General features: G+C 40.6%; 9 protein-coding genes. 6 read left to right on the forward strand and 3 right to left on the reverse strand.

Annotated features, from left to right (window positions below):
• From CLV81_RS19170 to CLV81_RS19180, 3 genes are read left to right on the forward strand one after another with little or no spacing between them, the layout of a single operon-like run.
• Entirely contained in the window at positions 1–1,209 is a 1,209-nt protein-coding gene (locus CLV81_RS19170; RefSeq protein WP_106147380.1) for a DUF4350 domain-containing protein, read from the forward strand.
• A gap of 3 nt (positions 1,210–1,212) precedes the next feature.
• Positions 1,213–2,211: an AAA family ATPase gene (locus tag CLV81_RS19175; RefSeq protein ID WP_106147382.1), complete on the forward strand. Its 999-nt coding sequence runs from the start codon at positions 1,213–1,215 to the stop codon at positions 2,209–2,211.
• 9 nt (positions 2,212–2,220) lie between these two features.
• Positions 2,221–3,555, forward strand: coding sequence for a DUF58 domain-containing protein (locus CLV81_RS19180; RefSeq protein WP_106147384.1), 1,335 nt, complete (start codon positions 2,221–2,223; stop codon positions 3,553–3,555).
• On the opposite strand, the gene CLV81_RS20735 is transcribed toward CLV81_RS19180, so the two are convergent.
• The 3 genes from CLV81_RS20735 to mnmA are packed head-to-tail and all read right to left on the reverse strand — an operon-like array spanning position 3,539 to position 6,223.
• Positions 3,539–4,039: a hypothetical protein gene (locus CLV81_RS20735; RefSeq protein WP_211298025.1), complete on the reverse strand. Its 501-nt coding sequence runs from the start codon at positions 4,037–4,039 to the stop codon at positions 3,539–3,541. The genes CLV81_RS19180 and CLV81_RS20735 overlap by 17 nt on opposite strands.
• A gap of 34 nt (positions 4,040–4,073) precedes the next feature.
• Positions 4,074–5,018, reverse strand: coding sequence for an NAD(P)H-dependent flavin oxidoreductase (locus CLV81_RS19190; protein WP_106147386.1), 945 nt, complete (start codon positions 5,016–5,018; stop codon positions 4,074–4,076).
• A gap of 5 nt (positions 5,019–5,023) precedes the next feature.
• Entirely contained in the window at positions 5,024–6,223 is a 1,200-nt protein-coding gene (mnmA, locus tag CLV81_RS19195) for a tRNA 2-thiouridine(34) synthase MnmA (RefSeq protein ID WP_281258019.1), read from the reverse strand.
• 275 nt (positions 6,224–6,498) lie between these two features.
• Here mnmA and CLV81_RS19205 point away from each other — a divergent pair, with 275 nt between their 5' ends.
• The 3 genes from CLV81_RS19205 to CLV81_RS19215 all read left to right on the forward strand — a co-directional run bounded on the left by CLV81_RS19205 (position 6,499) and on the right by CLV81_RS19215 (position 13,204).
• Complete coding sequence (locus tag CLV81_RS19205; RefSeq protein WP_106147390.1) at positions 6,499–8,541, forward strand: fasciclin domain-containing protein; 2,043 nt, start codon at positions 6,499–6,501, stop codon at positions 8,539–8,541.
• Positions 8,542–8,722: 181 nt separating this feature from the next.
• Complete coding sequence (locus CLV81_RS19210) at positions 8,723–10,603, forward strand: fasciclin domain-containing protein (protein ID WP_106147739.1); 1,881 nt, start codon at positions 8,723–8,725, stop codon at positions 10,601–10,603.
• Positions 10,604–10,684: 81 nt separating this feature from the next.
• Positions 10,685–13,204, forward strand: a complete 2,520-nt coding sequence (locus CLV81_RS19215) for a fasciclin domain-containing protein (RefSeq protein WP_158259160.1) — start codon at positions 10,685–10,687, stop codon at positions 13,202–13,204.
• Positions 13,205–13,421 lie beyond the last annotated feature (217 nt).

The raw sequence follows: 13,421 nt of genomic DNA on the forward strand, positions 1-13,421 counted from the left end.
TTGGATAAACGGTCAAAAATAGTACTCGGTGTTTTCTGCTTGGTGATTCTTGGAATCATCATTACGGAAATAGTCCGTCCCCGACCGATTAACTGGAGACCCTCCTACACGAATGCAGATAAAATACCCTATGGTTGTTATGTGCTCTACAATGAACTCTCCGAACTCTTCAATACTGCTGATATTGAAACAGTTTATGACAATACTTATGATGCCCTTAGCAAAACGGACAGCATCCAAAAATCAGGGTTTATTTTCATAAACAACTTCATCTACTTTGATGAGCAAGAAACCTACAAACTTTTAGATTACGTACATCAAGGAAACACCGTTTTTATAGCCTCGGCCGATTTTGGAGGTATCCTTTCTGACACATTGAATATTAATGTTTTGTCCAGCTACAATCTACAAGAGGAAGAAGCCGAATTGAACTTTACGAATAATAAATTCAAGAATCAAAAGTATACCTATTCAAGAGGTATGTTATATGCACGTTTCTACAGTATAGATACCCTTAATTCAAAGGTTTTGGGTCACATAAAGTATACAGAGCGCAATGTGTTGGAAAATTTACCCGATGTATATATTGACGCTCCGAACTTCATCCAGACCCAATTTGGGAAGGGAACTTTTCTACTAAACACCACTCCTCAAGCATACACCAACTATTACGTACTTGGGGACAATCAGGAGTATGTGGCTAATACCTTTTCCTATTTCGAAGAGGACACTATTTATTGGGACAATTATAAAAAATCGGGAAGAGTGGTGGTGACCTCACCATTGCGGTTCGTGCTTACACAAAACAGTCTTAAATGGGCCTATTATCTCACTATGGGGAGCCTTATTCTTTTTGTACTCTTTAGGGCAAAGCGCCAGCAACGTATTATTCCAGTAATTAAACCTTTGGAAAATTCCTCTGTGGAGTTTGCGCGCACGGTTGGGGCCTTATACTACCAAAACAAGGATTATACCGATTTGATTCATAAGAAAATCACCTATTTCTTGGCCTATCTCCGAAACCGATATCATCTAGAGCTTGCGAATATATCGGACCGGACAGTACAGACATTGGCCGCTAAATCAGGTAAAGGAAAGGAAGAAACTAAAAAGCTATTGGAACTTATTGTTTCATTGAAAAACAAAAAGGCGCATACCGAACAAGATAGTATTCTACTTAATAAGACAATTACAGATTTTAAAAAGTAACACATGGAAGAAAACGAGGCACAAAACGAAGGTTTGGAGTTCAATTCAAGAATTGATCTAAGCCAACTGCAATCGGCTGTTTCTCAAATACAAACTGAATTGGGCAAGGTCATTATTGGTCAAGAACGTATGATAGAGTTGCTCATTATTTCCATTTTGGCCAATGGACATTCTTTGATTGAAGGAGTTCCGGGTGTGGCCAAAACGGTCACAGCCAAACTCTTGGCCCGAACCATGAACGTGGATTTTAGCCGGATTCAGTTTACACCGGACCTAATGCCAAGTGATATCTTAGGAACTTCTGTTTTTAATGTCAAAACTTCTGAGTTTGAGTTCAAAAAAGGGCCTTTGTTCTCCAATATTATCTTAATTGATGAGATCAATAGAGCACCTGCCAAGACACAAGCTGCCCTTTTTGAAGCCATGGCCGAACGACAAATCACAATGGATGGCACCGAATACACCATGGAACCACCATTCTTGGTGTTTGCAACCCAAAATCCGGTAGAGCAGGAAGGTACATATCGTTTGCCTGAGGCTCAATTGGACCGTTTTCTTTTCAAAATTGATGTAAACTATCCTTCGTTGGAGGAAGAAGTACAAATCTTGGAAAGTAAACACAACAATAAACATGTGGTGGAAGAAGAATTGGTAAACCCGGTATTATCAGCAGTGGAAATTGAAGAATACCAGAAAATCATTAAAGAAATTACGGTAGAGAAAAACCTGATTACCTACATCGCTTCCATAGTAAACAATACCCGAAACAACGCAAACTTATATTTGGGTGCCTCACCACGGGCTTCCATTGCCCTTATGGATGCGTCAAAAGCTTTGGCAGCCATAAATGGTCGTGACTTTATTACCCCGGATGATATCAAAAAAGTGGCACCTCCCATATTGTCGCACCGAATTATTCTGACTCCAGAACGCGAGATGGAAGGTTTGACAGCTAGCCAAGTAGTACAGCAAATTGTGGAAAGCATAGAAATTCCTAGATAAAGCAAACTTTTGAAAAAGATTTTCGGACATATTTGTGTACAACAGCGCTTTTTTGTAGTGTTGGTTTCACTCATTGTAGGTTTTTTGGTTTCGTACATCTATCCAAGCCTTTATGCCGTATTCCGAATTTTGTTTTTCGCTATCTGTTTACTGTTGATAGTAGATTACATCCTACTTTTTTTATCCAAAGGCAAATTACTGGCCCAAAGGATTTTGCCCGATAAATTATCCAACGGCGATATGAATCCTATTCAGATTTCAATCACCAATAGGTATCTTTTTCAAGTTACCTGCAGAATCATTGATGAACTGCCGTTTCAGTTTCAAAAAAGGGATTTTGGCATAAAAAGCACCTTGAAATCTGGCAATACCACATCTTTTGAATACCAACTAAGGCCAACTGAGCGCGGAGTATACGAATTTGGTAGTCTAAATGTTTTTGCATCAACACCCATAGGTTTCTTGGCTAGAAGATATCGATATGACACAGCTGCCGAAGTACCTGTATATCCTTCTTTCCTTCAGTTAAGGAAATATGACCTTATCGCCTTTACCAATCGATTGCACGAATATGGATTGAAGAAAATAAGACGTATAGGTCATACTATGGAGTTTGAACAAATAAAGGAATATGTGCAGGGGGATGATATCCGGAATATCAATTGGAAGGCCACGGCAAAGAAAAGCCAATTGATGGTCAACCAATACCAAGATGAAAAATCACAACCCATTTATTCAGTAATCGACAAAGGTAGGGTGATGAAAATGCCTTTTGAAGGTTTGAGTTTGTTGGACTATGCCATAAATGCAACTTTGGTCATAAGCAATATCGCTCTAAAAAAACAGGACAAGGCGGGCATGTTTTCTTTTAGTAATACCATTGAAAATCGAGTAGTCGCAGAACGGAGAAACTCTCAGATGAACCTAATTTTAGAGACCCTCTATAATTTGCGGACCAATTTTGTTGAGAGCGACTTTAGTAGATTGTATGTGGACATTAAACGCAACCTAAATCAGCGAAGTCTACTACTGCTTTATACCAATTTTGAAACATTGGATGCGTTACACCGCCAAATGGGGTATTTGCAGGCGATAGCCAAGCAGCATTTGTTGGTGGTAATTTTCTTTGAAAATACAGAACTGCATGAGTTCACGGATAAAAAAGCAGAAAACATCCAACAAGTATTCGAACAAACTATTGCCGAGAAGTTTGTCTATGAAAAAAAGTTGATTGTAAACGAACTTCGCAAACACGGCATTCAGACCATACTGACCAAGCCAGAAGACCTCACGATAAGCACAATCAACAAATATCTGGAGATAAAAGCTAGGGGATTGATTTAGTCAACCCAGAATAATCATTCAAAATATTAGAGGAAAAACCAAAAGGAGTCAAATTGGGCAATGATTCTTCCGTGTTCTCTTTATTTAGAAAGACAACGTCAAAAGGCTCCAATTGAGGTTGAATAGCAACAGAACGCCCAGAGTATCGAAGCCTACCATCTTTATCTTTCTTTGAAAAAAGCTCAATGGTTACACCCACGGCAACACCTCCCAAAATGGTGGCAAGTAAATCATCATTGTCCCATCCATTGTCCTCTTGGCTGGCATCGACCGATTCTTTGGCCAAACCTATCAACGTACTTCCGGCCACAGCGCCAACAAAAGTCCAAACTCGATTTCCATCAGAAGCTTTTTTTGCTACACCCGCTCCAACCAGGCCAAAAAGACCACCTCCAACAAAGTGAAGTGCTTTGTCACGTTCTATTTGCCCATGCATAGTAATTGCAAGGCACAAAACGACCACGGTGGGGATGAGTCTTTTCATACGCGCTAAAAGTATCAAAAAGTATATTGAAAACCTATAGGGACGGTATTCCCTTTTTGGCCGCCTCAAATTCAGCCAATATTTCGGAGATAATTTCCGAAGCAGGCTTGATATCATGGATAAGGCCGGAAACTTGTCCAATTTCCAATTCACCGTTTTCCATATCACCTTCAAACATACCCCGTTTGGCACGTGCACGTCCCAAAAGTGTCTTCAGGTCTTCTACGGAAGCGTTATTCCCATACGCTTCTTGAACTTGCTGGTAAAACCTGTTTTTCAACATTCGTACCGGGGCCAATTCCTTCAAAGTGAGTTGGGTATCCCCTTCCTTGGCTTCCACCACCGCTTTTTTAAAGGTATCATGGGATGACGCTTCGGTACTTGCCACAAATCGGCTCCCAATTTGAACCCCATCTGCTCCCAGTATCATAGCTGCCAACATGGCCCGCCCGGTTGCAATTCCCCCTGCAGCAATTAAAGGAATATCTATCTGTTCCTTTACAGAGGGAATCAAGACCATTGTGGTGGTTTCGTCCCGCCCATTATGTCCGCCTGCTTCAAACCCTTCCGCAACAATGGCATCAACACCAGCTTCCTGCGCTTTAAGCGCAAATTTTACGCTACTCACCACATGTACAACCGTGATGCCCTTCTCCTTCAAAAATGAAGTCCAGGTTTTTGGATTCCCTGCGGAAGTGAATACAATCTTGACCCCATTTTCAACAATTACCTGCATGAGTTGGTCCAAATCCGGATAAAGCATGGGAACATTGACACCAAAAGGTTTATCGGTTGCTTTTTGACATTTCTTGATGTGCTCATCCAGTACTTGAGGATACATACTCCCGGCTCCTAAGATCCCCAATCCACCGGAGTTGGACATGGCAGACGCCAATCGCCATCCGCTGGCCCAAATCATTCCTGCCTGTACAATGGGATATTGGACGTTGAATAACTCAGTAATCTTATTTTGACTCATAATCCTTAAGATATTACCCCCGAACCTATCAATTCGTCATCCAAATACCAGGCAACAAATTGACCTTCGGTAATGGCAGATTGCTTTTCATCAAAATCAACGTAAAGTCCAGATTCAATTTTATACAAGGTGGCAGTTTGCAAAGGTTGGCGATATCGAATTCTTGCCTTAACCTTCATGGTCTCATCAGGCTTTAGTGCCAAATCAGTCCTCACCCAGTGCAATTCTTCTTCCTTTACAAAAAGGGTTTGTCGGTAAAGACCAGGATGCATTTTTCCCTGACCTGTGTAGATGATATTTTTTTCCACATCGGTCTCTATTACAAAAAGAGGCTCTTTGGTACCTCCAACATCCAAACCTTTTCTCTGGCCAATGGTAAAGTAATGTGCACCTTGGTGCTCGCCCACAACTTTTCCGTCAGTTTCGGCATAAGTTTTCTTTTCAGAAAGATATGCCAATTCTTCACGCTTGGAATTAAAGGTCGGTGTATGGTCTTCAAAATGATGTGCCGTTGAAGGAACCTCCACAATAACCCCTTTTTTGGGCTGAAGTTTTTGCTGCAAAAACTCTGGCAATCTCACCTTTCCTATAAAGCAGAGACCTTGAGAATCCTTTTTATCTGCAGTGATCAAACTATTTTCTGCTGCAATTTCCCTTACTTCCGTTTTGGTCAACTCTCCTATAGGAAAAAGTGTTTTGGACAATTGCTCTTGAGACAATTGGCAAAGAAAATAGGATTGATCCTTGTTTTTATCTACTCCTGCTAAAAGTTGATAGGTCTCATTGCCATCATTATCCGCTATCGTTCCTTTTCGGCAATAGTGCCCTGTAGCCACATAATCCGCTCCAAGCTGTAGGGCTATTTTCAAGAATACATCAAACTTTATTTCCCGATTGCAAAGGACATCCGGATTTGGGGTACGGCCTTTTTCATATTCATTGAACATATAATCCACAATGCGTTCCTTATAGACTGCACTCAAATCCACAGTCTGGAATGGAATTCCCAACTTTTCCGCCACAATCAGCGCATCGTTACTATCCTCCAACCAAGGACATTCATCGGAAATGGTCACGGAATCGTCGTGCCAGTTCTTCATGAACAGACCAATTACCTCGTAGCCCTGCTCTTTTAACAAGTAGGCAGAGACACTAGAGTCCACTCCTCCGGACAAACCAACAACAACCTTCTTCATGTTCTTCATATTGACGTTGCAAAATTACAAAATAGCCTAAGAAAATCTATCGTTTCCGTTTGTCGCCGAACTTCCCTCATCTTAACATGATTTTGGATTAAAAGTGTTATTGTTTTGTGATAAAATGAAGATTGTTTTCCAGTAGCATTGAAAGCCTTTTCAAATCTCCCAGAGCTTTTCCAAGATTTAAAGTTGAGGTAACCAAGAATTAAGAATGCATTTAAGTAGAAGGATTTAATTAATCCTACTTTCAAAACTCAGAACACAAAACCAAAATATTGAAAATGAAGACCATCCCACACCTAAGAAAATTCCTGTTAGTATTTGTTTTATCCCTGTTTGTATTTGCATGTAGCAATAATGATGATGACGCCAATCCGGGTACAGATGACGCAATAGGTAACACTGATGATGATGTTACCCCTTCCCTTCCCAATATTGTTGAATTGGCCGAATCCGTTGATGTATTAAGCACACTTTTGGATGCCATTGAGGCGGCTGATCCTACTATTGCCGACGCACTTGCTGGGGATGGCCCCTTTACGGTATTTGCTCCAACAAATGATGCCTTCAATGACCTCTTGAATCAATTGGATGATTTTGATGGGTTCGATGACTTTGATGAAGACGCTGAGCAACAACTTCTGGCCTCAATTCTTCAATATCATGTAATTTCCGGAACCGAAGCATTTTCCAACAATCTTTCCGATGGAACGGTACTAACTACACTTCAAACAGAGGAGATTACTGTAAATGTTGATGGAGGTGTGTTTATAGAAGATAAAACAGAAGAACTCGCGGAAGTAGTAAGTGCGGATAATGATGCGTCAAATGGAGTGGTCCATATTATAAATAAAGTTTTGTTGCCACAGGAAGTATTAGATGCCCTTTTTCCAAAACCGAGTATCGTCGAGTTGGTGGTTGAGACAGAAGAGCTTTCATTGTTGGAAGAAGCAGTTATAAAAGCAAACTTGGTAGATGCACTCAACGCAGAAGGGCCGTTTACTGTATTCGCCCCAACCAACGCCGCAATTGAAGAACTATTTGAGCTCTTGGGCGACTCGTTCACAAGCTTTGACGATTTCGACAATTTCTTGGAGTTACAGATTCTAGAGCAGATATTGTTGTATCATGCAGTTCCCGGTAATGTTACCTCATCCGATTTGGCTCCGGGCATGATAAATACGCTTCTACAAGATGAAACTTTGGAGATTATTTCCGATGGAAACACTTTTGTTATTAGTGATGCTTCTGATATTGACGCAAATATACTTTCCCCAGACCAAGAAGCGAGTAACGGAGTAGTCCATGTTATCGATAAGATTCTCATTCCACAGGAAATTCAGGATTTTCTTGATATGCTTAATCCAGATGATCCTGATTCCGGTTTGCCCACCATTCGGGAAATTGTGGAAAGTACAGATGAATTGGATTTTTTAAGAGAAGCCCTTGAAATTACAGGATTGTTGGAAACCTTGGGAGAGGATGGTCCCTTTACAGTCTTCGCTCCAACAAATGAAACAATCACCCTTCTTTTTGCACTTATCGGTGGTTCCTTTGGTGATTTGAATGAATTCAATTTGGATTTTGAAATAGACTTGTTGAGACAAGTATTAAGTTATCATGTTGTGCCTGGTATTGTTACTTCTGGTGATTTGACCCCCGGTACGGTAACCACACTTTTACCAAATGATGGTTTTGAGATTGTAAACAACAATGGAGAGTTCGCATTGATAGATGGCCTCCATCTACCTGTGGATTTATTATTAACCGATATTCCTGCTGCAAATGGTGTGATTCATACCATAGACAGAATTCTGATTCCAGAATCGGTAATCCAAACCGTTCTTTCAGAAACAGAACAAAACCTTTTAGAACTTATTGAAAACTTAGGGGAATGTGATGAGTTCATATATGCTTTCATGTTGGTCCGAGATAGGTTTGAGGAGGTTCTACAAAGTCAAGAGTTTACATTCTTCTTACCGACCAACCAGGCATTTTTGGAATTGTTCGATGAATTGGATGGAATAGATTCCTTAGCGGATTTTGATACCACAGAAGAACTTGAACTCCTTGGGACCATACTCTTATACCACCTTGTTCCGGAAACCACTGCTTTCGCAAATGATTTGTTTAACAATCAAGAGCTAGAGTCCATACAAGGAGAAAGACTAAATATTATGATTAACAACGGGGTCTTTATCTTAGACAAAACTGCAGACCCTGCCCGAGTAACATCACCTGATATTGAAGTATTTAGCGGTGTAATACATATCATCGACAAAGTATTGTTACCTCAAGAAGCCCTGAATCAGCTTTCGTCCTAGAATCTAAGTTTTTCCTTTATTGTGAATCCGGTTGGGTATAATGTCCAACCGGGTTTTTTGTGCTTTTCTAGTTTTGTTTAATTCTTTTGTTAAACTTTTTATAAAAAAGTATAAACAGAAGCAACGATTTTAGTTGAAATTTATCTTAAAAACATTAAACAAAAATCTAAAAACATATTCTATGAAAGCACTAATTCGATTATCTCAAATCACTTTAGTAATTTTTTCTTTTATCCTCGTCTCATGTTCGGACGACGATGATGGAGGTTCAAATAATACTGAACCCACACTCAATATTGTAGAAACAGCACAGGACAACACGAATTTGGACAGCCTGGTAAGTGCTTTGCTACAAGCTGATGAAAGTGCCGACAATGACCTAGTTAGTGCCTTAATTGGTGAAGGACCTTTCACGGTCTTTGCACCGACCAATGATGCTTTTGCAGACCTATTAGCACAATTAGACGGTTTTGATTCCTTGGATGATTTCAATACGCAAGAATTACAAAATCTTTTGGCCGTAATACTTCAATATCATGTGATTGCTAATACGGCCGCTGAATCCACTGATTTAAGTGACGGGCAAATGTTGACTACCCTTCAAGGTGCTTCATTGACTGTGTCAGTACAGGGTACTGATATATTTATTCAGGATGCAACAGAGGTAGACGCCGAAGTTGTCACACCCAATGTGAGAGCGACAAACGGTGTAGTTCATGTAATAGATAAGGTGCTTCTTCCTCAAACCATTTTGGATGAATTGGCTGACATCATTTTAGTACCGATTACAGATTTGGCCATTGCCAATGAAAATCTTCAAAGTTTGGTGGCTGCTTTGCAAGCAGCAAACGGTGACTTACCTACCGTATTAAGAGGGGATGGACCTTTCACCGTATTGGCCCCTACAGATGAAGCTTTTACTACCTTTTTGAATGGTGCGCAACTTGGTGATTTAGATGTTGAAGTCTTGACGAATGTTTTATTAAATCACGTAATTAATGGTGAATTATCATCAACTGATCTGGAAGGTTTAGGCTCAGGTTATGCAAATACTTTGGCTACGGGAGCTGGAGATGAAAACATTAGCATCTTCTTCAATACTGCTGATGGAGTCGAATTCAACGGTGTCTCTGAAGTGGTTACACCTAATGTTCAGGCATTAAACGGTATTGTACATGTTGTTAATACGGTTATCGATATCCCAAACATTGTAGATCACGCTGTGGCTAACCCTAACCTAACCTCACTGGTTGGAGCTTTAACTGATGGTGGAAATACAACTTTTACTGACTTGCTTTCTCAAGACGATGAAGTATTCACTGTGTTTGCTCCTGTAAATGATGCTTTTACGGCATTTACAAACCCAAATTCCAATGATATTAATGCTGTACTTTCTAATCACGTAGTAGTTGGAGCCGCAGCCTTCTCTTCTGGTTTGACCAACTCTTACGTCAACACAGCTGCTGAGTTTCAAATGACCGATAATCTTAGTCTATATATCAACACAGATGATGGTGTTACACTCAATGGATCAAGCAACGTTGCTGAAGCAGATATCGTAGCCTCAAATGGAGTTATTCATGCCGTGGACGCAGTGATTGACTTACCAACGGTAGTTACCTTTGCGGTGGCTGACCCCAACTTTAGTACTTTGGTGTCTGCTCTAACTGATCTCACACCTTCCACTGATTTTGTCTCCATTCTTTCATCTCAGAACGGAACTGGTGATGATCCATTTACCGTATTTGCACCTACAAATGCTGCATTTGACAAATTGGACGATATTCCCGTAGAGGCGGATCTAATTCCAATATTACAACATCATGTAGTTATCAACAACAACATTCGCTCTAGTATCCTTCTTGAAGATGGAAATACTCCAGCAACAACTTTGGAGGGTGATGAAATTATAATTACCCGACCTGGTACAGATGAAAACATTGCTGATGTAACTGACGGTTCTGGAAATACCGGAATTGGTATTACTACCGTAGACGTTCAGGCTATCAATGGTGTTATCCATGTATTGGATACCGTTTTGATTCCAGACACTACAAACTAAATAAGTAAAAAAGGGATATGGCTAGAACACCATATCCCTTTTTTCATCCCACACGGATTTAAACCTTAAAACACATATGAAATGAAAAGAATGCTACACCTAAGGAGCAAACTCCTTATGACTTTGCTCGCGCTGTTCACATTCATGGCATGTTCCGATGATGATGAACAAGCCCTTGCAGAAATGGTCGTGGAAGACCAAAAAAACATTGTTGAAACGGCCCAAGGAAATGATTCCCTTGATTCATTGGTCGCCGCTTTGACCACTGCCGACCTCAATGATGATTCAGATTTGATTGGAACACTTAGTGGAGATGGGCCATTTACTGTTTTCGCACCTACGAATGATGCATTTGCGGCCTTACTTGAAAGCTTGGATGGATTTGATTCTCTGGATGATTTTGATACCGAAGAAGAGAGAGCCCTCTTGGCAACTATTTTACAGTATCATGTTGTTTCAGGGATTGCCGCGGCTTCAACGGATTTGACTGATGGCCAAACCATCGGAACGGTACAAGGAGAAAATGTGACCATAACCAAAAACGATGACAGTGTATTTATTGGAGATGCCACGGATACGGATGCAGAGGTCATTGTTCCTGATGTAACTGCTTCAAATGGAGTTGTGCACGTTATAGACAAAGTACTTTTGCCTCAGGCCATAATTGACGCCTTAACTCCTCCCAATTCTGAAACTTTAGTGGACATTGTAGTTGCAACAGAAGCACTATCCCTTTTAGAAGCGGCCGTTATCAAAGCCGGATTGGTGGATACTTTGAATGGTGACGGTCCTTTTACGGTATTTGCACCTACAGATGATGCCTTTGTAGCATTATTGGATATTTTAGGTGATGATTATTCCTCATTGGATGATTTTGACACAGAAGAGGAAATCGATTTACTACGCAATATTTTATTATATCATGTGATCCCTGCCCAAGTGCTGGAAGCAGATTTGGCAGCTGGTGATGTGGGTACCGCTTTTGCAGGAAATTCAATTTCCGTAATTGCCTCGGGTGATACTTTCGTAATCGGAGATGCTTCGGATGTTGATGCGAATATTACGGATACGGACATTTTAGCATCAAACGGAGTGGCACACACTATTGATAAGGTACTTCTACCACAAGCCGCTTTGGATTTTGTAGCTACTCTTCAATTGAAAACAATCGTTGAAATTGCCATTGAAACCGATGATTTGAGTCTTTTGGTTGATGCTTTACAGGCGACCAATGCAGGCCTGGTTGAAGCCTTGATTGGTGAGGGCCCGTTCACAGTTTTCGCTCCTACCAATCAAGCCTTTATTGACTTATTGGAGATTTTAGGAGATGACTACCATAGCTTATCCGATTTTGATACGCAGGAAGAAATTGATTTACTTATCGCTATTCTTACCTATCATGTAGTACCGGATACTGCCGCGTTCGCCGCAGACCTTATGGATGGTCAACAAGTCCCAACTTTATTTGGAGATAAACTTGGTATCAGCTTAACAAATAATACGGTACATATCGTTGATGCTTCTGATGATAATGCTACCGTGGTTTTACCCGATGTAGAAGCCAGCAATGGAGTTGTTCATGTTATTGACAAAGTACTTTTACCACAGGTAGCTTTGGATTTTGTAGCATCCCTTCAATTGAAAAACATTGTGGAGATTGCCATTGAAACCGACGATTTGAGCATTTTAGTGGATGCATTGGTAGCTGCAAATGCTGGATTGGTGGAAACACTTAGTGGAGATGGTCCTTTCACAGTATTCGCCCCAACCAATCAAGCGTTTATTGATTTATTGGATGCTTTAGGGGATGATTTTAATGGCCTGTCAGACTTTGATACCGAAGCTGAATTAGACCTATTGGTTACCATACTGAAATACCATGTGGTCGCTGGAACTGCTGCATTTTCCTCCGATTTGTCCAATGGACAACACATCCCGACTTTCCAAGGAGAAAGTGTTGGTATAAATATAAAGAACCACACAATACATATTGAAGATGCCACAGACGATAACGCAACTGTTGTGCTTCCAGATGTTGAGGCAAGCAACGGTGTGGTGCATGTAATCAACAAAGTGTTGTTACCACAAGAAGCATTGGATGCGTTGACCCCTCCTACCCCAAACATTGCAGAATTGGCTCAATCCGTAGACGATTTAAGCTTATTGGTTGATGCCCTAATACAAGCAGATGCAGGTTTAGTTGGAGTATTAAGTGGTGACGGTCCATTCACAGTATTTGCGCCAACCAATCAGGCTTTTGCCGACTTATTGCATGCACTGGGTGACAACTTTAATAGTTTAGCAGATTTTGATACCCCTGCAGAAAAAGAACTGCTGGCAAAAATACTGACCTATCATGTAGTTTCTGGAGCGGCAGTGGCCTCTGAAGATATTAGAAATCATCAAAGATTCCATACAGTGCAGGGTGAAGATTTGATTGCCATTTTCAAACATAGAAATGGAAGGGACCAACTCTTCATCCGCGACAAGACGCATGTGGATGCTAAAGTCATTGGAGCCGATAATGTGGCGAGCAATGGAATAGTCCATGTTATCAACAAAGTACTTTTACCGCAGGAAGTTTTAGATGCGCTGCATTAAAAATTAAGGCACATAGTGCCTTTTTGTAAGTATTTTATTATTAAAGAGACTCCCTTTGTTTCGATAAAGGGAGTCCTTTTATCCGGACAAAAAAACCGTTCGTCGATGAGACATCAAAAGGGTCATTTTTACCATACAAAACCCTCCCTTTTACAACTATTAATTTTTTAACCGGGGATTGTGCCGCATCTTTGAAGTCCCAAATCTTTCCAAACTA

It is taken from the genome of Flagellimonas meridianipacifica (genome assembly GCF_003001695.1).
In the GTDB taxonomy this organism is placed as follows: domain Bacteria; phylum Bacteroidota; class Bacteroidia; order Flavobacteriales; family Flavobacteriaceae; genus Flagellimonas; species Flagellimonas meridianipacifica.